We start from the raw sequence: 24,235 nt of genomic DNA on the forward strand, positions 1-24,235 counted from the left end.
ACGGTTCCCGCAGGCTTGCTTCGGTAACGAAATCATTAGCCATCGCCGCTCCTCCATGGAAAGATGTGTAGGAGACAAGTATTCCATGCAACATTCATTTGGCGTCCTAGCAGACCTGCTAGTTCACGGGCACATCTTCCGGTAGATGGATATTGAAAACTGATGGTTACATGCGAAACATCCCGGTGGCGCGTTAAAAACGTCGCCTTTAGTTGAGCTGGCTCAACATAAATGCGTACGTCAGCGCCCACATCGTGGCCGTCTGTTCGTTGTTCGCCGCACCCGCGTGACCGCCTTCCGTGTTTTCCCAGTACAGGACGTCGTGGCCCTGCTCGCGCATCCGCGCCGCCATCTTGCGGGCGTGGGCCGGGTGGACGCGGTCGTCGCGGGTGGACGTCGTGAACAGCACGCGCGGGTAGTGCCGGCGAGCCGCGACGTTGTGGTACGGCGAGTAGCGGGCGAGGTACGCCCACTCGGCAGGTTCGTCCGGATCGCCGTATTCGCCGATCCACGATGCGCCGGCCAATAACTCGTGGTAGCGGCGCATGTCCAGCAGCGGCACCTGGCAAGCGACGGCGCCGAACAGGTCCGGGCGCTGCGTGAGTGCGGCGCCGACGAGCAGGCCGCCGTTGCTGCCGCCCATGATGCCCAGGTGGCGCGGCTGCGTGATGCCGCGGCGGACAAGGTCCTCGGCGACGGCGAGGAAGTCGTCGAACGCGTTCTGCCGGTTTTCCTTCAGGGCGGCCTGGTGCCAGCGCGGGCCGAACTCGCCGCCGCCGCGGATGTTCGCCAGCACGTACACGCCGCCCTGCGCGAGCCACGCCTCGCCAGTCACGCCGCTGTAGAACGGCGTCAGCGACACTTCGAAGCCGCCGTAGCCGTACAGTAGCGTGGGATGCGTGCCGTCCAGCGGGACATCCTTGCGCATCACGACGAAATACGGGACGTTCGTGCCGTCCGGCGAGCGCGCCGCGAACTGGCTGACGGCATACGGCGCCGCGTCGAAGAACGCCGGCATGGATTTCAGCAGGGTGCGCGCATCGCTGCCGGCGTCCATCAGGTACAGGCTGCTCGGCGTGAGGAAGTCCGTGACGGTCAGGAACACCCGGTCCGATTCGTATTCGTCGACAGCGGACACGTGCAGCGCACCCATCCCAGGCACCGCCACGTCGCGACGCTGCCAGCGGTCGCCCGCGCGGTGCCACTCGACGACGCGGTTCTTGACGTTGTCCAGGATCGTCACGAACAGCGCCGTGCGCGTCGCGGCGATGCCGTCCAGCGACGTCGTCGACGATGGTTCGAACAGGACGTCGAAGTCGCGCGCGCCCGCCATGAAGCGGTCGAAGCCGATGGCGAGCAGGGCGCCCTGCGGCCACGTGCGGTCCGCTATCGTCCAGTCGGAGCGCAGTTCGACGATCAACTGGTCGCGCAGCGCGAACGCGTTCGCGTCCGCCGGCTTGGCGATCGGGGTCAGGCGGCCGTCGCCTGCATCGCGCAGGAACAGTTCGCTCGTGTAGAAATCGACCTGGCGCAGCACGAACTGGCGCGTGTGGCCGGGCGTCGGGTCCACCCAGGCGGACGCGGACAAGTCGTCCGGTTGCGCCGCGTAGACGAGGGTTGCTTCTCCCAGCGGCGTGCCGCGGCGCCAGGCCTTCACCACCCGTGGGTAGCCCGACGTCGTCATCGAGTCGGGCCCGAAGTCGGTGGCGACGAACAGCGTGTCCGCATCGATCCAGCCGACGCTCGTCTTCGCTTCCGGCAGGGTAAAGCCGCCGTCGACGAACGCGCGCGCGGCCACGTCGAATTCGCGCACGACATGGGCATCGCCGCCGCCGCGCGACAGCGAGACGAGGCAGCGCGTGCCGTGCGGTTCCAGGAATGAAACGCCCGCCCAGACCCAGTTCTCCCCTTCTCCGCGGGCGAGGGCGTCCAGGTCCAATACCGTTTCCCACGCCGGCTGCGGCTTGCGGTACGCGTCCAAGGTCGTGCGGCGCCAGATGCCACGTTCGTGGTCGGCATCGCGCCAGAAATTATAGAAGCGGCCGTCGTGGTGACCGACGTAGGGGATGCGGTCGCGCGCATCGAGGATCGTCTTCAGCCGCGCGCGCAGCGCGGCGTAGCCGGGCAGCGCAGTCAGCTCGCGCTCCGTTTCCGCGTTGCGGTCGCGCACCCAGTCGAGGGCCCGCTCCGAATCGACGTCTTCCAGCCACAGCCACGGGTCGTCCTCGCTCTTGTCCGCCGCGCGCATAAGCATTCCTTATTGTTGAGCTCGCCAATCCGGCCCGATTCATCCATACTAGCAAAATTCTAAAAATTTCCGCACGACAATATCTGTTGTCAGATTGGGGCCTTCGACATGGCGGACATTGCATCGCGCAACACGGGACCGGGCGCCGCATGCTGGGCAGGCGCCAGCGTGCTCGCCCTCGCCGTGGGAACCGGCGTCTACCTGGGTACGGCGCATGCGGTCGACGTGGCCGCGCGGGCCCGCTTCGACCACCTGGCGCGCAGCGGCAAGCTGCAGCTGGATGGCGCCGTGCGTGCCTATGCGGACGTCGTGCGCGGGCTGGCCGGCATGTTCGAGGCGAACGGCGGCACCGCGACGCGGCTGCAGTTCCATCGCTACGTCGAGGCGCTCGGCGTGGCCGAACACTATCCCGCGCTCGAATCCGTGAACTTCGCGGCCTACGTCGAGGATGGGGCGCGCGACGCGTTCGTCGCGGCCGTCCGCGCGGACCGCAGCCTCGACCCGGCCGGCTATCCGGATTTCGCGATCCGGCCCGCCGGGCATCGGCCGTCGCACACGGTGCTCACCTACCTGGAACCGCTGCTGCCGGAAAAATTCGGCGTCGACCTGACGGCCGGGGCGCCCGTCGCCGCCCAGACGATGGCGCGCACGCGCGACAGCGGACGCATGGCGGCGTCGGGCAAGCCCGTCGTCGTGGAGCAACCCGTGCGCCACCTGGGCATGGGCTTGCGCGCGCCCGTCTACCGCGTGACGGCCGGCGGCACCGTGCCGGTCGACGTCGAAGGGCGGCGCGCGGCGTATGTAGGATCGGTGGGCATCGGCTTTTCCGTGCCGGCGCTCGTGCGGGGCGCATTGCCGGATGCTGTCGGCCGTCCCGTCGCGCTGCAGTTGTACGCGGCGGCCGCGGCCGACGCTGCAGGGCCGCTGGCCGTGAACGGGGCGGACAGCCTGCTGTACGACGGCGCCGGTCCCGCACTGGCGGCGCTGGCCGGCGACGACGACTTGCTGGAAACCGTGCTGCCCGTGCGCTTCGACGACAGTGTGTGGAAGGCGCGCTTCGTCGCCCGCCGCGCCGACCTGGAAATGGGCGTGCCGCCCTGGCTGGCTGGCGGCGCCGGCTTCGCGGCCACCTTGCTGGCGGCGGCGCTCTTCGTCCGCCTCATGCGCGCGCGCCGCGCGGCCGAGGCACGGAGCGACCTGCTCGACGTCGTGCTGGACCACGTCGACGCCGCCATCTGGTTGCAGGACCGCGACCGGCGCTACCGCTACGTGAACGCGAAGATGGCGGCCTTCTGCGGCTTGCCTGCGGCGCACGTCGTGGGCCGGCGCGACCGCGACGTGCTGCCGCCCGCCCAGGCCGACGCGCTGTGGGACGCGGACCGCGCCGTGCTGGCGCTGGGCGAGAAGCGTGCCGCGCGGGACGCGGTCGCCGGCTGCGATGGCGTCGTGCGTCCGCTGTGGCGCGTGACGGTGCCCGTCGGTGGCGGCGTGGAGCCGGACGCCGTGCTGTGCGTCGCGACCGACGCGGACGATGTCCCCGTGCCGCAGGCCGGTGCCCCGGCGTGGCCGGATACGGGCGCGCCGCGCCCGCTGGCCGCCGGCGCGTTCGATGGCGTCACGGTGCTGCGTGTCGAGGACGTCGCATTCCAGCAACTGGTCGCGCGCGAGCTGCTCGAGGATGCGGTCGCGCGCATTCTCGGGCGCGCGGCGGACGAGCAGGCCGGCGTGCTGTTGGACGTGCGCGTGCTGTCCGACGCGTCCGGCGGCCAGCCGGAGCGGATGCGCAAGTTCGCGTTCCTGTTCCTGGTCGCAGCGCGCGACGGCCTGCGCGAGATCGACCGTGCGCTCGCGGCGCACGACGTGGCGCGGGCGGTGGCCGTCGCGCACCGGCTGAAATCGGCGGCGCGCACGGTGGGCGCGCTCGCGTTCGGCGATGTGTGCGCGGACCTGGAGCGCCAGCACGGGCCGGACGCCGCCCGGGCACTGGCGGCCCGGCTGCGCGGCCTGCTGGCGCGGCTGGAACACCACATCGCCGCCGAGCTGGGCGCGCGGCGCCAGGACCAGAAGACCTGAGCTCTACCGCCGGGCGGCCGGAAGTAGTATGCTGCGCGAGTCTCCTCGCCACCCGTCGTCATGCCATCCCCGATCCGCCCCGGCCTCCTCATCCTGCACGGCAACCAGATGGAATTGCTGCGCGCCGCCGTCTTCGACTGGCTGCGCGACAATCCGCTCGGTCCGCTGGAGGAAGAGATCATGCTCGTCCAGTCCAACGGCGTGGCCGAGTGGCTCAAGATCGCGCTCGCGGAGGAGCTGGGCGTGTGCGCGGCCACGCGCGTGGCGCTGCCGGCGCGCTTCCAGTGGGAAGCCTACCGGGGCATGCTGGGCCCGGAACGGGTGCCGCGCCGCTCGCCGTTCGACAAGGACGCCCTGACGTGGCGCCTGATGCGCCTGTTGCCCGAGGTGCTGGACCAGCCCGCGTTCGCACCGCTCGCGCGCTTCCTGGACGACGGTGACGCCGAGCGCCGGCTGCAGCTGGCCGAACGCCTCGCCGACCTGTACGACCAGTACCAGGTGTACCGCGCCGACTGGCTCACCGACTGGGCCGACGGCCTGGACCAGTTGCGCCGCGCCGGCACCGACCCCGTGCCGCTGATGCCGGACCAGCGCTGGCAGGCGCAGCTCTGGCGCGAGGTCCACGCGAGCCTGCCGCCGGAGCGGCGCTGGTCCGGCCGTGCGACGATCCACCAGCAGTTCATGGCGGCCGTGCTGGACGACCGTGCGCCCGTGCTGCGGCTGCCGCGCCGCGTGATCCTGTTCGGCATGTCCACCTTGCCGTACCAGACGATCCAGGCGATGGCCGGCCTGTCGCGCCACACGCAGGTGCTGATCGCCGTGCCGAACCCGTGCCGTTTCTACTGGGGCGACATCATCGAGGGCCGCGAACTGCTGCAGGCGGCGTACAAGCGCCAGCAGCACCGCAACGGCAGCGACCTGTCGGCATTGCCCGTCGAGCAGCTGCACGCGCACAGCCATCCGCTGCTCGCGAGCTGGGGACGGCAAGGCCGCGACTTCGTGCGCATGCTGGACGAATTCGACAACGGCGAGGGTGCCCAATTCGGTAACTTGCGCATCGACCTGTTTACGGACGACGACGGCGACACCCTGTTGGCGCAAGTGCAGGCCGCCGTGCGCGACCTGCTGCCGCTGTCCGAACATCCGCACGATCCGCCTCCACCGGACGACCGCTCGATCGAATTCCACATCGCCCACAGCGCCCAGCGCGAGGTCGAAGTGCTGCATGACCAGCTGCTGTCGTGGTTCGCCGAGGAGCGCGACGATCCTTTACGGCCGCGCGACGTCGTCGTGATGGTCCCGGACATCGAAACGTTCTCCGCCGCCGTGCACGCCGTGTTCGACCAGCACAAGCGCAGCGACCCGCGCTACATCCCGTTCGAGATCGGCGACGTGAAGGACCGCAGCCGCAATCCGCTGCTGGTGGCGCTGGAATGGTTGCTGCGCTTGCCGCAGCAGCGCTGCCGCCAGAGCGAGGTGCGCGACCTGCTGGACGTGCCGGCCGTGGCCGCGCGTTTCGGCCTGGAGGAAGCGGACCTCGCCATCCTCGGCCACTGGATCGAGGGCGCCAGCGTGCGCTGGGGCCTCGACCAGCGCCACCGCGCCGGTCTCGGACTGGGTTCGGCCGGCGAACAGAATTCCTGGCTGTTCGGCGTGCGCCGCATGCTGCTCGGCTATGCGGCGGGCCATGGCGCGAGCTTCCGCGACATCGAACCGTATCCGGAAGTGGGCGGCCTCGATGCGGCGCTCGCGGGCTCGCTGGCGGAACTCGTCGAAGCGCTGCTCGCGTGGCGCGACGACCTCGACCGCGTCCAGTCGCCGCTGAAATGGGGCGATTGCGCCCGCGCGCTGCTGGCGCGGTTCTTCCGCGCGACGAACGAGGAAGACCGCCTGATGCTGCACCAGCTCGAAGAGGCGCTGCAATGCTGGCTGGAGATCTGCGAGAACGCGCTGTTCGACGAACCCGTGCCCCTCGCCGTGATGCGCGAGGCGTGGCTCGGCCAGTTGGACCAGCCCGCGTTGTCGCACCAGTTCGTGTCCGGCGGTGTCACGTTCTGCACGTTGATGCCGATGCGCGCCGTGCCGTTCCGCGTCGTCTGCCTGCTCGGCATGAACGACGGCGACTTCCCGCGCCGCGGCCAGCAGTCCGACTTCGACCTGCTCGCGCTGCCGGGCCTGGGCCGTCCTGGCGACCGCTCGCGCCGCGACGACGACCGCTACCTGATGCTGGAAGCCGTATTGGCCGCGCGCGAAAAACTGTACGTCAGCTGGGTCGGACGCAACGTGCGCGACAACACGGAGCAGCCCGCGTCGGTGCTCGTGTCGCAGCTGCGCGATTACCTGGCCGCAGGCTGGGATCTTGATCTCACCGAACGCACGACGGTGCACGCGCTGCAGCCGTTCTCACGCCGCTACTTCGAGCGCGGTGGCCTGCTTACGTACGCGGGAGAATGGCGCGCTGCCCACGGCGCCGGCGCGGCCGGGACGGACGATGACGCGCTGCCGCCGTTCGAGCTCGATCCCGACTACCGCCTTACCTTGGGCGAACTCGCGAGCTTCCTGCGCCAGCCGGCGCGGTTCTTCTTCCGCCGCCGGCTGGGCGTCACGTTCAACGACCTGCAGGTGGTCGGCGAAGACGAAGAACCGTTCTCGCTCGACGCCCTCGACCGCTACTTCCTCGAAGACACGCTGCTCGACGACAGCGGTACGCCGGAAGCGCCGGGCGAAGTGCGCCACGTGCTGGAGACCCGTGCCGCGCGGCTTGCGCGCGAAGGCGTGCTGCCGATCGGCCTCGTGGGCCGGCAGTGGCAGCAACAGCTTGTCGACGACCTCGTCCCCGTGCGGCGCGCGTGGCTGGAGGTGGGCAGCCGCTATCCGCGTCCCGCGCCCAAGCTCGTCGTCGCCATCGACGTGGACCGCGTGCGCATCGAGGACTGGATCGATCGCCTGCGCAGCAACGACGACGAGACGGTATGGCTGCTGCAGATGTCGTCCAAGGTGCTGGACCGCAAGGGCGAGCCGCGCGGCGACAAGCTGCTCGGCCCGTGGCTGCGCCAACTGGCGGCTGGCGCGATGGGCGAGGCCGTCGGCGGCGTGCTCGTCGCGCGCGACGCGAGCCTCGCGCTGGCGCCGCTCGCGCAGGACGCGGCGCGCGCCCAGCTGGCCAACCTCGTCGCGCTGTGGCGCGCGAACCTCGACCGGCCGCTTCCCGTCGCGTGCAAGACGGCGCTCGCGCACCTGGCGGGCGGTGACGCGCGCGAGACGTACGACGGCGGCTTCGAGATCGACGGCGAAGTGCTCGATCCTTGCCTCGCCCGGCTGTGGCCCGAATTCGCGCTGTTGCGCGCCGGCGGCGGCTGGCCGATGGTGGCCGAGGCGCTGTATGGCCCGCTCGTCGCGTGGGTGAAGGAGAGCGTCGTGGCGACGCGCTTCGACGGAGACGCGCCATGAGCCAGCTGCTCGACGCGCTGACGTTCCCGCTGCACGGCTCGCGCCTCATCGAGGCAAGCGCGGGCACCGGCAAGACGTGGACCATCGCCGCGCTGTACCTGCGCCTCGTGCTGGGCCATGGCGGAGAGGATGGCTACGCGCGTCCGTTGATGCCGCCGGAAATCCTCGTGATGACGTTCACGCGCGCTGCCACGCGCGAGCTGTCGAACCGGGTGCGCGAACGCCTCGTGCAGGCCGCCGCCTGCTTCCGCGGCGAGGCCGACGCGGACGACCCGTACCTCGAAGCGCTGGCCGATGCCTACGACGACGAGGCCGCGCGCCTCGTCGCGGCGCACCGCCTCGTGCTGGCGGCCGAGACGATGGACGAGGCGGCGATCTTCACCATCGACGCGTGGTGCCAGCGCATGCTGCGCGAGCACGCGTTCGACAGCGGCAGCCTGTTCGACGAGGAACTCGTGAGCGACGAGCGCGCGCTGTTCGAGGATGCCGCCCACGATTACTGGCGCCAGCACGTGTACCCGCTGAACGGCGCCGCGTTGGCGCGCCTCCTGTCGTGCTGGAGCGACGTGGAGGCGCTGAAGCGCTCCGTGCGCGAACTGGTGCAGCGCGCGGGCCGCATCGACGGCGCCAGCGAGCGGCCGCTGGGCGCCGTCATCGGCGACGCGGAGAAGGCACAGCGCAAGGAACTCGAGCGGCTGAAGGACGGCTGGCACGCGCGCGCGGACGCGATGGAAGCGTGGATCGCGGCACAGCGCAGCGTGAACCCGAAGGCATTCAACGGCAACAAGATGCGCCCGGACTCGCTGGCGAAAGCGTTCGACGCGCTGCGCCGCTGGGCCGACGATCCGCAGGCGCACTATCCGCAACTAACCGACGCGCTGTGGCAGCGGCTGACGCCGGCGGGCATCATGGACGCGTTCAGCAAGGATTACAGCGCGCCGGTACCGCAGTGCTTCGAGCACACGGAGGCGTTGAAAGCAGGTCTCGACGCCATCGCGCCAATATCGCACGCGCTGCTGCGCCACGCCGCCTGCGCCATCGCGCACCGCATGGCGGAACTGAAACGCCGCAACCACCAGTTCGGCTTTGCCGACATGCTGGCGCGCCTGAAGGATGCGCTGGAAGGGCCGAACGGCGAGGCGCTGCGGCGGCGCATCCTCGACCAGTATCCGGTGGCGATGGTCGACGAATTCCAGGACACGTCGCCCGACCAGTACCGCATCTTCGACCTGCTGTACCGCGTGGCGGACAACGACCCGGCGCGCGGCCTGTTCCTCATCGGCGACCCGAAGCAGTCGATCTACGGCTTCCGCGGCGCCGACATCCACAGCTATCTGTCGGCGCGGCGGGCCACGAGCGGCAGGCACTACCAGCTGGGCACGAACTACCGCTCGACGCGCCAGCTCGTCGCCGCCGTGAACCAGCTGTTCCGCCACGCGGAAGGGAATTACGCGGCCGGCGCATTCCGCTTCCGCAAGGGCGAGGAGAACCCGCTGCCGTTCGATGCCGTCGACGCGGCGGGGCGCAAGCAGGCGCTGGTCGGCGTCGACGGGCCGTTCCAGGCGCTGGCCGTCGGCCTCGCGGACGCGGACGACTTGCGCGCGGACGACTACCGCGAATTCTTCGCCCAGCACTGTGCGGAGCACATCGTCCGGCTGCTGAACGACCCGCGGGTCGGCTTCGCGGACGATGCGGGTGGCTTCGCGCGGCTGCTGCCGGCCGACATCGCGATCCTCGTGCGCGACCGGCGCGAGGCGGCGGCCGTGCGCCGCGCGCTCGTCCAGCGCAAGGTCGCGAGCGTGTACCTGTCCGACCAGGACTCCGTCGTGGAAAGCGCGGAGGCGGGCGACGTGCTGCGCTGGCTCCAGGCCGTCGCGAATCCGCTCGACGTCACGCTCGCGCGCGCCGCGTTCGCGACCGCCACCTGCGCGCTGCCGCTGGCCGAACTGGCGCAGCTGGCGAGCGACGAACTGGCGTGGGAAGCCCGCGTCGAGCAGTTGAAGGCGCTGCACCAGGCCTGGCAGCGCCAGGGCGTGCTGGCGATGCTGCGCCGCTTCATCCACGAACTCGAGTTGCCCGCGAAGCTGCTGGCGGCGGCGGGCGGCGAGCGGCGCCTGACGAATCTGCTGCACCTCGCGGAATTGCTGCAGGAAGCGAGCCGCGAACTGGATGGCGAGCAGGCACTGATCCGCTGGTTCGCCGAGCAGGTCGAAGGCGTCGGGGAGGGCGGCGACGAGCGCGTGCTGCGGCTCGAGTCCGACGCGGAACTGGTGAAAGTCGTCACCGTCCACAAGTCGAAAGGCCTGGAGTATCCGCTCGTGTACCTGCCGTTCGCCGTCACGGCGCGCAAGACGGACCGCCGCAACCGCGCGTTCTTCGAATACGCGGAAGAGGGCGGCGAGCGCCGCATCGACCTCGCGCTGTCCGATACGGCGCTGGAAGCCGTCGACCGCGCGCGGCTGGAAGAAGACTTGCGCCTGCTGTACGTGGCGCTGACGCGCGCGCGGCACTTCCTGTGGCTCGGTGTCGCGGCCGTCGCGGCGCGCAAGAAGGGCGAGAACCAGTTGCACGAGTCCGCGCTCGGCTACCTGCTGACGGGCGGCTCTCCCGTGCCGGCCGACGCGGTGCGCGACCGGTGGGAGCGGTTGCGCGAAGGCGTGGACGGCATCGAGCTGCACGCATTGGCCGCCCCGGACGGTTGCACGGTGCTGCGCCGCGCGGACGTGCGGCCGGAACTCGTGGAGCCGCCGCGCTTCGACGCGCGCTTCGAACGCAACTGGGCCGTCGGCTCGTTCACGTCGCTGACGAAGAACACGGTGGCGACGGCGCCGCCCACGCGGCCGCAGGAAGAAAACCTGATGGAAGAGGAAGACCCCGGCGTCGTTGCCGTCACGCACAGCGAGGACGCGCCGTGGCACCGCTTCCCGCGCGGCGCCGGCCCCGGCAACTTCCTGCACGAGCAGCTCGAGTGGATGGCACAGGAAGGCTTCGGCAAGGTCGACGACGAAGGATTCCGCGGCCGCCTCGCGCAGCGGATCCGGCGCGCCGGGTGGGGCAACCGCCTCGACGACGCGGTGGCGTGGCTGCGCATGATCGCCGTGACGCCGCTGCCGCCCGTCGGCTGCGCGCTGGCGGACATCGATGCGCCGCTCGCGGAGATGGAATTCTGGTTCCCCAGCCGCCAGCTGGACGTCGCCGCGCTCGACCGCCTGTGCCGCCGCCGCATGCTGGGCACGACCCCGCGCCCCGTGCTGCCCGAGCGCCAGCTGCACGGCATGCTGAAGGGGTTCACGGACCTCGTGTTCGAATGCCACGGCCGCTATTGGGTGCTGGACTACAAATCGAACGCGCTGGGGCCGGGCGACGCGGCCTATACACAAGGCGCGATGGCGGCCGGCATGGCAGAGCACCGCTACGACATCCAGGGCGCCATCTACATGCTCGCCGTGCACCGGCTGCTGCGCGCACGCCTGGGCGCCGCCTACTCGCCGCAGGAACACCTGGGCGGCGCCGTGTTCCTGTTCCTGCGCGGGGTCGGCAACCCGGCCACGCATGGCTGCTACCTGCTCGAGCCCGACCTGGAACTTCTGGACGGCCTCGATCGCCTGCTGGGAAAGGAGACGCATGAAGCCTGACGCGACCTTCGATGCGGACGCTCAGTTGGCCCAATTCTGGTCCGAGGTCGAACGCCTGACGGAAGCGGGCGAGCTGCGCCGCCTGTCCGGCGCGTTCGCGCGCTTCGTCGGCAGCCTCGGTGCGCGGTCGGCGCCGCTGCTGCTGGCGTCCCTCGTGCTGTCGGAGCTGGAAGGGCGAGGCCACAGCTGCCTGCTGCTGGACGACCTGGCGGGCGACCCGGCCACGCTGCTCGGCTGGGTCGACGAGGATTGGAAGGCGCTTTCGAAAGCCGCGAAACCGCTGCCGCGCGGCGTGAAGGGCTGGGTGTCGCAACTGGCCGCGTGCGAGCAGGTGTGGCACGTGGGCGACCTCGATTACGACCAGCCGCTCGTGCTGGACGACAGCCGCCTGTACCTGCGCCGCTACTGGCGCGACGAGACGCTCGTCGCCACGTGCGTGCGCACGCGTGCGCAGGAGAGGCGCGACGTCGACCTCGAGCAGGCCCGGACGTGGCTGGAAGCGCTGTTCGGCGCCCAGCGCGCGGGCGAATCGCCGGACTGGCAGCGCATCGCCTGCGCCGTCGCGCTGCGCGGCGCGTTCGCCATCATCACGGGCGGCCCGGGCACGGGCAAGACGTACACGGTGGCGCGCCTGCTGGCCCTCCTGTTCGCGACGGCGCCCGACGCCGCGCGCCAGCGCATCGCGCTCGCCGCGCCGACGGGCAAGGCGGCGGCGCGCCTGAAGCAGTCGATCGACAAGGCGCTGGGCGACCTGGCCGACCGCGTCGGGGGCGCCTTGCCGCTGCGTGAACTGACCACGCGCATGGGCGCCGCGCGCACCTTGCATAGCCTCCTGGGCGCGCGCCCGGACACGCGCAGCTTCGCGCACCACCGCGGCAATCCGCTCGACGTGGACGTATTGATCGTCGACGAGGCGTCGATGGTGCACCTGGAGATGATGGCGTCGCTGCTGGACGCGCTGCCCGCGGGCGCCACGCTGGTCCTCCTGGGCGACAAGGACCAGCTGGCATCCGTGGAAGCGGGCGCCGTGCTGGGCGACCTGTGCCACGACGCGCAGGCGGGCCACTACGACGCGGACACGCTGGCCTATGTGCGCGCCGCCAGCGGCGAGACGATTCCTCCCGAGTACGCGGGCACGGGCGGCCCGCTCGCCCAGCAGACCGTGATGCTGCGCCACAGCCGCCGCTTCGGCGGCCCGATCGGCAAGCTGGCGCTGGCCGTCAACGCGGGCGACGTCGACGGCGCGGCCGCGGCCCTGCGCGCGCCGGACGCGGCGGGCGTGCTGCGCTGGATCGACCACGCGCACCAGCACCACGTGATCCAGCTGGCGAACGAGGGCTACCGGCCGTACCTGGAGCTGCTGCGCGCGGGCAGCGCGGACCACGGCAGCCACGAGGACTGGGTGCGCGCCGTGCTGCAGCGCTTCGAATCGTTCCGCGTGCTGTGTGCCGTGCGCGAAGGCGAGTGGGGTGTCGAGGGCTTGAACGACGCGATCGAACAGCGCCTCGCGCACGCGGGCCTGATCGCGCGCGGCGACTGGTATGTGGGACGCCCCGTCATGGTCACGCGCAACGACTATCCGACCAAGACCTTCAACGGCGATATCGGCCTGGCGCTCCCGGACCCCGCGCGAGCCGGTTCGCTGCGCGTGTGGTTCCTCGAAGGCGACAACGTGCGCAGCGTGCTCGCGACGCGGCTGCGCCACGTGGAGACGGCGTACGCGATGACCGTGCACAAATCGCAGGGCTCGGAATTCGCGCACACGGTGCTCGCGCTGCCGAAAGAAGGGGGCGCCGTGCTGGCGCGCGAGTTGGTCTATACGGGCATCACGCGCGCGAGCCGGCAATTCACGTTGACGACGCCGGCACCCGCGGTGCTGGGCGAGGCGATCCTGCGGCGCACGCACCGGGTCAGCGGCCTGCGCGGGATGGTGGACAAGGGACACGACGGGAGGAACGCATGAGCAACGACTGCACGCATTTCCACCAGATCGCCACGCGCGAGGGCAATACGGACGGCTGCGAGGAATGTCTCAAGATGGGCGACACGTGGGTGCACCTGCGCGTGTGCCTGGCGTGCGGCCACGTGGGGTGCTGCGACGATTCGAAGAACAGGCACGCGACGAAGCACTTCCGTGCGACGGGGCACCCGGTGATCCGCTCGAAGGAACCGGGCGAGACGTGGGGCTGGTGCTACGTCGACCGCATCGTCAAGGATCCAGTGTAGCGCCGGCCCGCGCGCGTCCATGCCAGAATGGACGCATGGACACCGTCTGCACCATCGGCCATTCGAACCGCACGATCGAGGACTTCATCGGCCTGCTGTGGCAGAACGGCATCGCCTGCCTGCTCGACATCCGCACCGTGCCGAAGTCGCGCCACAACCCGCAGTTCGGCCAGGACCAGCTAGCGCAATCGCTGGCCGACGCGGGCATCGAGTACCGCTACCTGCCGGGCCTCGGCGGCCTGCGCCGCCCGCGCAAGGACTCGCCGAACGCGGGCTGGCGCAACACGTCGTTCCGCGGCTACGCCGACTACATGCAGACCGACGAATTCGCCGCGAACGTCGACACCGTGATCGCGCTGGGCCGCGACAGGCCGTGCGCGCTGATGTGCGCGGAAGCGGTGCCGTGGCGCTGCCACCGCTCGCTCGTCGCCGACGCGCTGCTCGTGCGCGCCGTGCCCGTCGACGACATCATCGATGCACGCCAGCGCCGGCCCCACAAGCTGACGCCGTTCGCGCACGTCGAGGGCCTGCGCATCACGTATCCGCCGGAGGCGGCGGCGTAATCACGCGAGGTTCACCACGCGGTTGACGGCCGCGCTCAGTTCCGCGAGCCGGAACGGCTTGCGCAGCACGGCATGGCTGCCGATCGCGCTTTCGATGGCGCCCATGTCGGCATACCCTGTCGCCACGAGCACGGGCAGGCGCGGGAACAGCTCGCGTGCGCGCACGGCGAGTTCGACGCCCGTCATGTCGGGCATCAGGTAATCCGTCACCAGGAGGCCGGGCTCGCCGCCCGCCAGCGCAGCCAGGCCCTGGGTGCCGCCCCCCGCCTGCGACACGTTGCAGCCCAGGGCCAGCAGCGCGTCGACGATCCCGGCGCGGACGTCGCCGTCGTCTTCCACCACGAGCACCTTGAGTCCGGCCAGTCCCTGGCGGTCGACGGCGGCCATCCCTTCGCGGGCGCCATCGTCACGGGCGGCGCGCAACCAGATCTCCACCGTCGCGCCCTTGCCCGGCGCGCTGCGGATGAAGGCGCCCCCTCCGGATTGCTGGGCCATGCCATAGACCTGGCTCAGCCCCAGCCCCGTCCCCTTGCCGACACCCTTGGTCGTGAAGAACGGTTCGAAGACCTTGGCCGCGATTTCCGGCGACATGCCCGGGCCATCGTCGGACACCGTAACGCACACATAGTCGCCCGCGGCGAGCGCCCCGGCGGGAGGTTGCGCACGCACGGCCCGCAGGTCGATGGCGCCCTGGCCCGTCATCGCGTCGCGCGCATTGATGATGAGGTTGAGCAAGGCCATTTCCATTTGGCTCGTGTCGGCGAGAACGGCGTCGACGTCGCCGCCGGTTGCCGTGGACAGCCTGACGCCGGCACCGAGGATCGGTGTCGCCAGCGCCGCGACGTTCTCGAACAGCGCCTTGACGGGGAGCGGGCGCAAGTCCAGCACCTGATTGCGCGCGAACGACAGCAACTGGCTGGTGAGCTTGGCACCGCGCCTGCACGCCACCTGTGCCGTCGCCGCGCGCTCCTTCGTCGAGTCTTCGCGCGAAAACATGCCGATCAGCTCCATATTGCCCTGGATGACGTTCAGCAGGTTATTGAAGTCGTGCGCGATGCCGCCAGTGAAACGTCCGAGGAATTCGAGCTTTTGCGCTTGCGCCATGGCTTGCTGGGCCCGTTCGCGTTCCATGATCTCCGCCGTCAGCCGGTCGTTGGCGCGCGCCAGGGCGCAGGTCCGCTCGTCGACGCGCGCCTCCAGGTGCGCATTCAACGAGGCCAGTTCGTCGGCGACGGCCGCGCGCTGGGCCAGCACTTCGCGCGCCTGGTACTGGCGCCGGCGCGCACGCAGGGCCGAGGCCGCCGCGGTGGCCAGCGTATCGGCGCTCAGCGGGCGTTCCAGCAGGATCACGTTGCCGAGCACGCCCAGGGTCGCCTTCAGCTGCGCGGGGGCCGTGCCGAAGCGCTTGGCCAACAGGACGACGAACGGAAAATCCGACCACGATTCCTGCGTCCCGAGCCATTCCGAGAGGCGCGCCAGCGCCTGGGGCGACAGCGCCTCCTCGGCGACGATGGCGGCCGCAGCGCCGTTCCCGACCGCATCCACGAGCGCCTCGGCGTTGGCCACGATTTCGCAGTCGACACCGTCGCGCGCGACGACGCCCGAGATGACGTCGGCATCGCGGCCATGCGGCGCGACGACGAGGACCCGCTGTTCGCGACGGTCAGCGTTTGGCATCGGTCGCGACCATCATCGGGGTGCCGCCGCGGTAGGTCGGCAGGCCCGTCAGGACGCCCTCGAAGCCCTCCAGCGCGGCGCCGACCTCGATGCCGTTGGGACCGAGCAGGAGCTCGTGGATGGTCAGCGCGTGGCTCGTCGTCCTGCTCTTGGATACGGTGATCGCGCGCCGCAGCTTGCCGCCTGCTTCGAAATAGCGGAGCAGTATCGTCGAATCGCTCAGGTAGCTGAGATCGACGTCGCGCACGACTTCGCCGATGATCCCGTGCTCGCCGAGGATCAGCGCCGTCGTCACGCCCTTCTGGTTGAGATAGGCGAGCAGCTCGTGCATCTGGAGGACCAGGAAATGCTCGCCTGGCATGGCCTGCAGATACGCGTTGAGGCTGTCGATGGCGACGAAGGTCGCGCCCTCGATCTCCACCGAATCGCGCAGCATCTGGGCAAACTGGCCCGGTGCCAGCTCAGCGGGATCGATGTGGCGCACGTTCAACAGGCCCGTGTCGAGGTGCGGTCGCAGGTCGAGGCCGAGCGCAGCGGAACGGGCGAAGAACGTGCCCAGCCCCTCGTCGAACAGATAGTAGGCCGCTTTTTGTCCTCGGTTCAGCGCCGACAGCATGCAGCGCACGACGACCGTTGTCTTGCCGACGCCGGACGGGCCGACGAACAGCGTGTTGGTGCCGGATACGAGTCCGCCGCCCAGCAGGGTGTCGAGCCCGGACGAACCGGTGGAGCGCGTGATCGGCTTGAATTCCATGGCGTGCTCGGCCGCGACGAGCCTGGGAAAGATCCGGAGGCCGCCGGTATCCAGGACGTAGTCGTGATAGCCGCCGCGGAACGCGATGCCGCGCATCTTCATCACGTTGACGCGCCGCCGCTCCTTGCCGAATTCCTTGGCCAGCTGTTCAAGGGACACGACGCCGTGGGCGATGCTGTGCAAATGCTGGTCGGACTGGCTGGTCTTGTCGTCGAGCATGAGAACCGTGCATGCGCGGGACGCAAAGAATTGCTTGAGTGCGAGGATCTGACGACGGTAACGCAACGGGTTCTGGGCCAGCAGGCGCATCTCGGACAGACTGTCGAAGACGACCCGCGACGGCTTGATCTTGTCGACCTGTTCCATGACGCCGCGCGCCGTCTCGCCGAGTTCGATCTCGGCCGGATGCAGGATCGATTGCTGCGTTTCCGGATCGAGCGCCTCGTCGCTCGCGAGCTCGAAAATCGACAGCGCATCGAGCGACCAGCCGTGGCTCTCGGCCACGGCGCGCAATTCGTCCGCCGTTTCCGACAGTGTGATGTAGAGGCCGCTTTCACCCTTCGCCACGCCGTCGAGCAGGAATTGCATGCCGAGCGTCGTCTTGCCCGTGCCCGGCGTGCCTTCGATCAGGTACACGCGCTCGGCGGTCAGGCCGCCGCCGAGGATGTCGTCCAGGCCGGCGATGCCGGTGGAGATGCGGCGGGTGGGCTTGCAGGATAGTTCTGTGGAAGGCGGCGCTTCAGACATTCATCGGATCCGGAAAGACAGTGGGCGCGGGGGCGCGATGGCGACACGACAGTTCGGCCCATTATAAGACCAACCCGCTTCTCATCGGCGCATAGGAGACGCGCGTGGCGGCGGTGCGCCGCCGGGCAACCGGGCACGCGGCCGACCTGTCACGATCTTTTGCTTTCCACATAGCAACAATGTTAAAGTTGCGTTCTGAGAAATGTTATCGGAGGTGTCATGTTGATCGTCGTGGGTTTCGTGATCGTGCTGCTGGCGGTGTTCGGCGGCTTCGTGCTGCAGGACGGGCACCTGGCCGCGCTGTTCCAGCCTTACGAACTCCTGATGATCTTCGGTGGCGCACTGGGCGCCTTCGTCATCGCCAACGACCGCAAGGCGATCAGCCTCACGTGGCACAGCCTGCCGATGCTGTTCCGCGGCTCGCGCTACACGCGCGGACTGTACATGGCGTTGATGGCCCTCATGTTCGACCTGCTGACGAAGGTGCGTCGCGAAGGGCTGATGGCGCTGGAAAACGAGATCGACGATCCGTACGCGAGCGCCATCTTCACGAAATACCGGGCGATCCTGATGGACGACCATCTGCTCGAATTCCTCACGGACTACCTGCGCCTCCTCGTCTCGGGAACGATGAACAGCTATCAGCTGGAAAACCTGATGGACAACGAGATCGAGACCTACCAGGAGGATTCCGACATCCCCGTGCAGGCGATCCACAAGCTGGCGGACGGCATGCCCGCGTTCGGCATCGTGGCGGCCGTGATGGGTGTCGTGCACACGATGGGCGCCATCGGCCGGCCTCCGGCCGAGCTGGGCAGCCTGATCGCGGCGGCGCTCGTCGGCACCTTCCTCGGCATCCTGCTGTCGTATGGCCTCGTCGCGCCGCTCGCGAACCTGCTGCACCGGCGCCACCAGGAAGTCGTGAAGGCGCTGCAATGCGTGAAGGTGACCCTGCTGGCGTCGATGAACGGCTACGCGCCACCGATCGCCGTCGAGTTCGGTCGCAAGGTCATCTCGGCCACGGAGCGCCCGACCTTCGCCGAGCTGGAAGGCCATGTGCGCCAGCTGAAGTCGCGCTGAGCGGCTGGCGCGGTCACTGGCCGCGCGCCAGGTCGATGCCGGCCAGTTTCCACGTCCACAGCCCGTCACGCCGGAAGATGAAGCTGCCGCCGTCGCGCGCCGTCACGGCGAAGCTGTTCAAGCCGCGGTAGGCGAGGGCGTAGCGGGGCTTGTCGCGTGCCGGCGCGGAGTCGGACGTGTCGGACGTGTCGGCCGCTGGCGCCGGCCGCCCGATCCCGATGCGGCCATGCTCGACCATCGTCGCGACGCCTTCCGGCGACACGGCTGCGTCGACGAGCGGATCGACGACGGCCATCGCCATCTTCCTGCCGAACGCGGCGAACGGATTGGCGCCGTCGCGCCCGCCCGCCGCCTCTCCCGCCTTGCCGCCCATCGCCGCGAACGCCTGCTCCTTCACACTGGCGCGCAGCGCGGGGAAGTCGACTTGCGCGGCCACGGCGTCCGCGTCATGGCGCGCGACGGCCGCCTGCAGGCGGTGCAGCGTCCACCACGGGCTGGCGGCGCTGGTGGCGGCGATGGCGAGGAGGGTGGCGGCGGCAAGGGTGCGGATACGGTTCATCGATGGTTCCTGATGGAAAAACCGTCATGATACCGGACCGCTGCGCCAGAAACGACGAGGCCGGAACGGTTGCCCGTCCCGGCCTCGCTGGAGGATTATGTCGCTTGCGTCGCTGCTCAGTGATGGCGGCGATGGCGCGTCACGATCACGTGCCGGCGTCCGTGGCGCGTGCCGCCGCCGACGGAGGCGCGGATGCGCGGACCACCGACGGAAGCGCGCGCCGATTCCGGGCTCGTCGAGACGGGGCCGGCATCGCCCAGCACGTGGCGACGGATGTTCAGGGCGTCCAGCACGCGCACCGAGGACGCGCCCGCGTTCAGCAGCACCATCGTCGCGTTCTTGCCGGCGGCTTTCACGCGCATGATGAGGCAGCGGCCCGCTTCCTGCGTGTAGCCCGTCTTCGACAGGCCGATGTCCCAGCCCTTGGCGCCGACGAGGCGGTTCGTGTTGTGGTACTCGACTTCGCGGCCCTTGATGTTGATCAGGTCCTTCGACGACGTCGTGATGCGGGTGATTTCCGGATAGTTCGACGCAGCCGTCGCCATCTTGACGAGGTCGGCTGCCGTCGAGCGGTTGTTCGGATTCAGGCCGGTCGGTTCCTCGATGATGGTCTGCGTCATGCCCAGCGCGGCAATCTTGCGCTTGACGGCCAGGCGGAAGGCCTCGATGCCGCCCGGATACGTGCGGGCCAGTGCGGCGGCGGCGCGGTTATCCGACGACATCAGCGCCAGTTGCAGCACGTCGCGGCGCGGGATCGTCGCACCGACGGGGACGCGCGACGTGCTGTGCTTTAGCATGTCGACGTCTTCCTTCTCGATCTCGATCGGCTCGTTCATGTCCTGATGGGCATCGAGCACGACCATGGCGGTCATGAGTTTGGTCAGCGAAGCGATCGGGGCGACCGTGCTGGCGTTCTTTTCGAACAGCACCTTGCCGGTGTCGTCTTCGACCACCAGCACCGATTGCGATCCGAACGGCACGGCGAGGGCCGCTGCACTGGAGATCGTCATCACTACGGCAGCGAGGAATTTTTTGATCATGGATGGTGTCAGAGTACGGTTAATGGTCGGGCGCCGGACGGCGGCGGAGCATCAAAACGTCGGAGTCGGCAGATAGCGTCTAGCTATGCAGCAACATTTAAATGAACGATAGCATCAAACATTGACATATGTCTATGTCAGTCTGTGAAATATCGAGTCCACAAGCATGATTCTACAAGAAAAAAAGCCCTGCGTTGCCGCAGGGCCTTCTTTTTGAACGGAATTTTCCAGAGTGTCTTATTTTGATTGGTAGATTTTGTCGAATTCACCACCGTCATCGAAATGGCGCTTCTGCGCGGCCCGCCATCCGCCGAATACCTCATCCACGGTGAACAGCTGGACCGGCTTGTAGTTCGCGGCGAACTGCTTCATGACTTTCGGGTTGCGCACGCGCAGATAATGCTTCGCGCCGATCTCCTGGCCCGTCTCCGAATACAGGAAGTTCAGGTAGGCCGTGGCCTGCTTGCGGACGCCCTTGCGGTCGACGACCTTGTCGACGACGGCGACCGGCGACTCGGCCAGCACGGAGATCGCGGGGTACACGACTTCGAAGTCGTTGCCGAACTCGGCGCGCACGAGGTTCACTTCGTTCTCGAAGGTCACGAGGGCGTCGCCGATCTGGCGCTGCGTGAACGTGGTGGTGGCGGCGCGGCCGCCGGCATCCAGCACGGGCACGTTCTTGAAGATCTTGCCGACGAGGTCGCGCGCCTGGGCTTCGGTACCGCCCTTCTTGAGCACCGAGCCCCAGGCGGCCAGATAGGTATAGCGGCCGTTGCCGGCGGTCTTCGGGTTCGGGATGACGACTTTGACACCCGGCTTGGCGAGGTCGGCCCAGTCGTGGATGCCTTTCGGATTGCCCTTGCGTACCAGGAAGACCATGGTCGAGTAATACGGGGCCGCATTGTCCGGGAATTTCTTCGCCCAGTCCTTCGCGACGAGGCCGCGGTCGGCCAGCATGTCGATGTCGTTGGCCTGGTTCATCGTGACGACGGACGCTTCCAGGCCGTCCGCGACGGCGCGGGCCTGCTTGCTGGAGCCGCCGTGCGACTGCTTGATCGTGATGTTCTCGCCCGTCGTCTTTTTCCATTCGGCGACGAAGGCGGGGTTGATGTCCTTGTACAGCTCGCGTGCCACGTCGTAGGACACGTTCAGCAGTTCCACGTTGGCGGCCTGGGCGCCGAGGGAAAGGAGGGCACTGCCGAGGGCCAGCGCGAGCAGCGCGCGGCGCAGGGAGGAAACGGATGGGATCGCCATATTGTTGTTCCTTGTGAAGACTCTCTTGGGGTGATGGATGATCCGTTAAAAAATAGCAAAACAAAAGTACATTTTTATCATATGCTTAGACGCCCCATGAGCCATGCATACGTTTGGAGGTGGCGCAAAGCAGGCCTGGCGCGTTTGGGTTATAGTCCGGCCTTCCGCTGTTCGGATCGGCTGACGCTTTGCTGATTCATCGTTTGTTTGTATTAGGTTGACGCTGAAAACAATGGGTATCGACATTCGCCAGGCTACACCGAACGACGCGCAGGCTGCGTGCCGGCTGCTGCGCCATTCGATCGAGGAAGGGTGCATGCCCGACCACGGCGGCCGTCCGGAGATCCTGCAGGCCTGGCTCGGCAACAAGACCACCGACAACGTGCTGGGCTGGCTGGCGTCGCCCAGCAACTATGCCGTCGTGGCGGATCGCGACGTGGATGGCGTGCGCGAGGTGGTCGGCTTCGCCCTCGTGAACCAGGCGGGCAAGGTGCCGTTGTGCTATGTCCGCCCCGATCTGTTACGTAAAGGCGTCGGCACGGCGTTGCTGTGTGCGCTCGAAGCGCAGGCGCGCGCGTGGAACATCCGCAAGCTGCATATGCAAAGCCCGGGCTCGGCCAGTGCTTTTTTCGAACGCCGGGGCTATGTCAATGCGGGCAAGGACAAGGCGTGCTACGGGCTCGAATGCGATTTCCTCTGGAAGCAGCTCGACGCGGAATCGGCGCCGGCCCGCAAGCGATTTTGCAATTGCAGCCAGTGAGCCGCATCACGCCCCGATCGTTGTTTAACATTACACAACGTGAACTCATCTTCTTTCTCGCCAGCGCATGCGCTATAGTACGCGGGTTTCAATGATGAGTTCGTTATGGCTTCCCGCAGAGACTTTCTTCACCAAGGCTTGCGCCTGACCGCGCTGGGACTCGTCGCCGTCCCCCTCGCACAAGCCGAAGCGGCCCGCGCCGGCCGCGACCAGGTCGACGCCGCCGGCACCACGGAGCTGGAACCGCCGCCCGACCTGTTCGATGCCCAGGTCGTTGACATCGACTTCTGGGTCAAACCCCGCACCCTGTCCCTGATCCGTCCGCAAAGCGGCGAGCGCACCAGCGTCCTGTACTGGAAAGATGGCGAGGTGATCGATTCCGCGTACCAGGAACTGTGCCATTTGCTGCGCGACGTCAACGGCAAGGCGTCGATCGCCATCGACCCCAAGCTGCTCGAGACGTTGTGGGCGTCGCAGGCATTCGTCGCACGCTACGGCCTCGACCGCCCGCTGGAAATCCTGTCCGGCTACCGCACCCCCGCGTCCAACAACCGCCTCATCGAGCAGGGCGTGCCCGCGGCGCGCCAGTCGCTGCACATGTCCGGCAAGGCGGCCGACGTGCGTATCGCAGGCCTCACCGAGGAAGTGCTGGGCGGGCTCGTGAAGAGCTTCCGCCAGGGCGGCGTCGGCTTCTATTACCGCTCCGGCCCGAAAGGCGGCTGGATCCACACGGATACGGGCTTGAACCGCACGTGGAAGGGCTGAGTTAAGGATAGGCGGCGCACGCGTTCCCGCGTTTTTGCTATCTTGAGTGAACGGCATGCACCGCAGGCCGTAACAATCTTTCCTGAAGGAGGACATGATGGCAACCATGAACGCACCGACAATGGAACGCCGGCACCTGCCCGAACGCCGCGCCGCCGTGCGCGAAGGCACGACGCTGATGACCGGCCTCGATTACCTCGCGATGGCCTTGCTGATCGTCGGTGGCCTCAACTGGGCGATGGTCGGCTTGCTCGACATCGACGTCGTCGCCACACTGTTCGGCCCGGGCAGCCCCGCGAGCCGTGTCGTGTACGTGGTCATCGGCCTGGCCGCTTTGTATTCGATTTATACGGCGATCAAGCTGAGCCGCCACCAGCACTGAATGCGCGTCGGTCTGATTTCCGACACGCACGGCCTGCTGCGGCCCGAGGCGCTCGATTTTCTTTCGGGCGCCGATCACATCGTGCACGGCGGCGACATCGGCAGCCCGGACATCCTGGAGCGGCTGGCGGCCATCGCACCGCTGACGGTCGTGCGCGGCAATAACGACATGGCGCCCTGGGCGCGCGCGATTCCGGAGACGGCCCGCGTCGACTTCGGGAACGTCGCCCTGTACGCGATCCACGACCTGAAAGCACTCGACATCGACCCGCGCGCGGCCGGCGTACGCATCGTCGTGTCCGGCCACTCGCACCGGCCCGCGTGCACGGAGCGCGACGGCGTGCTGTACGTGAATCCGGGCAGCGCGGGTCGGCGCCGCTTCAGCCTGCCGATCGCGGCCGCCGAGCTCGTCATCGACGAAGACGCCGTGCATGCGCGCATCGTGATGCTCGTCCCGTGAGTACGCGCTGGCCGCGGGGCGGGAAATGCCGTAGCATACGCGCCGTCCTCAAGCTTGATCGATCTCACCCATGACGCATGACGCCAACCAGAACAACGACACCGAACGCCCCCGTTTTCGCCCCGTCCCGTGGACGTCGCTGGAGACGCCGCAGGACGTCGAGCTGTGGATCGAAGAGCACAACCGCGCGATGCAGGAGCTCGTCAAGCCGCACGAGACGGGCGTCGGCGTGCGCTTCCGCCTCGCGCCCGGCGGCGACATCTATATGCAGACGGCGGCCGACGCCGTCATCCTCGACGTCGAGCCGGACGCCGGCTGGGTCGCGCCGTTGATCATGGCCGCGACGGGCGCCGAACAGCCATCCGGCACGATCTGGGTACTGCCGGACGACAAGCTCGTGCAGTTGCTGCTGGGCTTGTCGACCCTGGTCGAGAGTTCGCTGATCGTCACGGGTCACAACTTCGGCAAGCACGGCCGACGACAGTTTTAGCATATATTTACGACAATATTTCCTTTGCGCATAGGCGCGATTCGGTGTTAAATCAGCGCTGTCCGAACGAAGA

Annotated in this window: 18 protein-coding genes; 12 read left to right on the forward strand and 6 right to left on the reverse strand. The window is 68.4% G+C overall.

What is annotated here, in order from left to right:
• Positions 1–208: 208 nt before the first annotated feature.
• A complete protein-coding gene (locus tag HAV22_RS16385) occupies positions 209–2,248 on the reverse strand; it encodes a prolyl oligopeptidase family serine peptidase (RefSeq protein ID WP_208296223.1) in 2,040 nt (679 codons plus the stop codon).
• A 108-nt stretch (positions 2,249–2,356) separates the two neighbouring features.
• On the opposite strand from HAV22_RS16385, the gene HAV22_RS16390 reads away from it, so the two are divergent.
• From HAV22_RS16390 to HAV22_RS16415, 6 genes are read left to right on the forward strand one after another with little or no spacing between them, the layout of a single operon-like run.
• Positions 2,357–4,321: a CHASE domain-containing protein gene (locus tag HAV22_RS16390; protein ID WP_166860358.1), complete on the forward strand. Its 1,965-nt coding sequence runs from the start codon at positions 2,357–2,359 to the stop codon at positions 4,319–4,321.
• A 60-nt stretch (positions 4,322–4,381) separates the two neighbouring features.
• Positions 4,382–7,771 (forward strand): exodeoxyribonuclease V subunit gamma, encoded by a 3,390-nt coding sequence (gene recC / locus HAV22_RS16395; protein ID WP_166860360.1) that lies wholly within the window; start codon positions 4,382–4,384, stop codon positions 7,769–7,771.
• Positions 7,768–11,406, forward strand: coding sequence for an exodeoxyribonuclease V subunit beta (gene recB, locus HAV22_RS16400; RefSeq protein WP_166860361.1), 3,639 nt, complete (start codon positions 7,768–7,770; stop codon positions 11,404–11,406). Before recC ends, recB begins: the two co-directional genes overlap by 4 nt.
• Entirely contained in the window at positions 11,396–13,369 is a 1,974-nt protein-coding gene (gene recD, locus HAV22_RS16405) for an exodeoxyribonuclease V subunit alpha (protein ID WP_166860362.1), read from the forward strand. The genes recB and recD overlap by 11 nt, the downstream gene beginning before the upstream one ends.
• Positions 13,366–13,632 carry a UBP-type zinc finger domain-containing protein gene (locus HAV22_RS16410; protein WP_166860364.1) on the forward strand — a complete coding sequence of 89 codons (267 nt, stop codon included), beginning with the start codon at positions 13,366–13,368 and terminating at the stop codon, positions 13,630–13,632. Before recD ends, HAV22_RS16410 begins: the two co-directional genes overlap by 4 nt.
• Before the next feature lie 35 nt (positions 13,633–13,667).
• Positions 13,668–14,195: a DUF488 domain-containing protein gene (locus HAV22_RS16415; RefSeq protein WP_166860365.1), complete on the forward strand. Its 528-nt coding sequence runs from the start codon at positions 13,668–13,670 to the stop codon at positions 14,193–14,195.
• Here HAV22_RS16415 and HAV22_RS16420 read toward each other — a convergent pair whose 3' ends face one another.
• Complete coding sequence (locus HAV22_RS16420; protein WP_166860366.1) at positions 14,196–15,872, reverse strand: ATP-binding protein; 1,677 nt, start codon at positions 15,870–15,872, stop codon at positions 14,196–14,198.
• On the reverse strand, positions 15,859–17,373 hold the full coding sequence (locus tag HAV22_RS16425; RefSeq protein ID WP_166860368.1) for an ATPase domain-containing protein: 1,515 nt from the start codon (positions 17,371–17,373) through the stop codon (positions 15,859–15,861). Before HAV22_RS16425 ends, HAV22_RS16420 begins: the two co-directional genes overlap by 14 nt.
• A 219-nt stretch (positions 17,374–17,592) precedes the next feature.
• Between HAV22_RS16425 and motA the strand changes: the two genes are divergently transcribed.
• Entirely contained in the window at positions 17,593–18,453 is an 861-nt protein-coding gene (gene motA / locus HAV22_RS16430) for a flagellar motor stator protein MotA (RefSeq protein WP_166860369.1), read from the forward strand.
• 13 nt (positions 18,454–18,466) lie between these two features.
• Here the strand turns inward: motA and HAV22_RS16435 are convergent, their stop codons facing one another.
• From HAV22_RS16435 to HAV22_RS16445, 3 genes are all read right to left on the reverse strand, one after another.
• A complete protein-coding gene (locus HAV22_RS16435; RefSeq protein ID WP_166860370.1) occupies positions 18,467–19,012 on the reverse strand; it encodes a DUF2939 domain-containing protein in 546 nt (181 codons plus the stop codon).
• 116 nt (positions 19,013–19,128) lie between these two features.
• A complete protein-coding gene (locus HAV22_RS16440; protein ID WP_166860372.1) occupies positions 19,129–20,052 on the reverse strand; it encodes a serine hydrolase in 924 nt (307 codons plus the stop codon).
• Between the two features lie 237 nt (positions 20,053–20,289).
• On the reverse strand, positions 20,290–21,306 hold the full coding sequence (locus HAV22_RS16445) for a sulfate ABC transporter substrate-binding protein (protein ID WP_166860373.1): 1,017 nt from the start codon (positions 21,304–21,306) through the stop codon (positions 20,290–20,292).
• Positions 21,307–21,538: 232 nt separating this feature from the next.
• Here HAV22_RS16445 and HAV22_RS16450 point away from each other — a divergent pair, with 232 nt between their 5' ends.
• From HAV22_RS16450 to HAV22_RS16470, 5 genes are all read left to right on the forward strand, one after another.
• Complete coding sequence (locus HAV22_RS16450; protein ID WP_166860375.1) at positions 21,539–22,066, forward strand: GNAT family N-acetyltransferase; 528 nt, start codon at positions 21,539–21,541, stop codon at positions 22,064–22,066.
• 105 nt (positions 22,067–22,171) lie between these two features.
• Complete coding sequence (locus HAV22_RS16455; protein ID WP_166860376.1) at positions 22,172–22,831, forward strand: YcbK family protein; 660 nt, start codon at positions 22,172–22,174, stop codon at positions 22,829–22,831.
• A gap of 106 nt (positions 22,832–22,937) precedes the next feature.
• A complete protein-coding gene (locus HAV22_RS16460; RefSeq protein ID WP_229421272.1) occupies positions 22,938–23,213 on the forward strand; it encodes a DUF378 domain-containing protein in 276 nt (91 codons plus the stop codon).
• Positions 23,214–23,672 carry a metallophosphoesterase family protein gene (locus HAV22_RS16465; RefSeq protein WP_166860379.1) on the forward strand — a complete coding sequence of 153 codons (459 nt, stop codon included), beginning with the start codon at positions 23,214–23,216 and terminating at the stop codon, positions 23,670–23,672.
• A 70-nt stretch (positions 23,673–23,742) separates the two neighbouring features.
• Positions 23,743–24,162 (forward strand): hypothetical protein, encoded by a 420-nt coding sequence (locus HAV22_RS16470; RefSeq protein WP_166860381.1) that lies wholly within the window; start codon positions 23,743–23,745, stop codon positions 24,160–24,162.
• The last annotated feature ends 73 nt before the right edge of the window (positions 24,163–24,235 follow it).

Source organism: Telluria antibiotica (assembly GCF_011682055.1).
Classification (GTDB): domain Bacteria; phylum Pseudomonadota; class Gammaproteobacteria; order Burkholderiales; family Burkholderiaceae_D; genus Telluria; species Telluria antibiotica.

Coding starts and splice junctions, on each gene's coding strand:
- HAV22_RS16385 (WP_208296223.1), bottom strand. CDS start 2,248: ATGCGCGCGGCGGACAAGAGCGAGGACGACCCGTGGCTGTGGCTGGAA.
- HAV22_RS16390 (WP_166860358.1), top strand. CDS start 2,357: ATGGCGGACATTGCATCGCGCAACACGGGACCGGGCGCCGCATGCTGG.
- recC (WP_166860360.1), top strand. CDS start 4,382: ATGCCATCCCCGATCCGCCCCGGCCTCCTCATCCTGCACGGCAACCAG.
- recB (WP_166860361.1), top strand. CDS start 7,768: ATGAGCCAGCTGCTCGACGCGCTGACGTTCCCGCTGCACGGCTCGCGC.
- recD (WP_166860362.1), top strand. CDS start 11,396: ATGAAGCCTGACGCGACCTTCGATGCGGACGCTCAGTTGGCCCAATTC.
- HAV22_RS16410 (WP_166860364.1), top strand. CDS start 13,366: ATGAGCAACGACTGCACGCATTTCCACCAGATCGCCACGCGCGAGGGC.
- HAV22_RS16415 (WP_166860365.1), top strand. CDS start 13,668: ATGGACACCGTCTGCACCATCGGCCATTCGAACCGCACGATCGAGGAC.
- HAV22_RS16420 (WP_166860366.1), bottom strand. CDS start 15,872: ATGCCAAACGCTGACCGTCGCGAACAGCGGGTCCTCGTCGTCGCGCCG.
- HAV22_RS16425 (WP_166860368.1), bottom strand. CDS start 17,373: ATGTCTGAAGCGCCGCCTTCCACAGAACTATCCTGCAAGCCCACCCGC.
- motA (WP_166860369.1), top strand. CDS start 17,593: ATGTTGATCGTCGTGGGTTTCGTGATCGTGCTGCTGGCGGTGTTCGGC.
- HAV22_RS16435 (WP_166860370.1), bottom strand. CDS start 19,012: ATGAACCGTATCCGCACCCTTGCCGCCGCCACCCTCCTCGCCATCGCC.
- HAV22_RS16440 (WP_166860372.1), bottom strand. CDS start 20,052: ATGATCAAAAAATTCCTCGCTGCCGTAGTGATGACGATCTCCAGTGCA.
- HAV22_RS16445 (WP_166860373.1), bottom strand. CDS start 21,306: ATGGCGATCCCATCCGTTTCCTCCCTGCGCCGCGCGCTGCTCGCGCTG.
- HAV22_RS16450 (WP_166860375.1), top strand. CDS start 21,539: ATGGGTATCGACATTCGCCAGGCTACACCGAACGACGCGCAGGCTGCG.
- HAV22_RS16455 (WP_166860376.1), top strand. CDS start 22,172: ATGGCTTCCCGCAGAGACTTTCTTCACCAAGGCTTGCGCCTGACCGCG.
- HAV22_RS16460 (WP_229421272.1), top strand. CDS start 22,938: ATGAACGCACCGACAATGGAACGCCGGCACCTGCCCGAACGCCGCGCC.
- HAV22_RS16465 (WP_166860379.1), top strand. CDS start 23,214: ATGCGCGTCGGTCTGATTTCCGACACGCACGGCCTGCTGCGGCCCGAG.
- HAV22_RS16470 (WP_166860381.1), top strand. CDS start 23,743: ATGACGCATGACGCCAACCAGAACAACGACACCGAACGCCCCCGTTTT.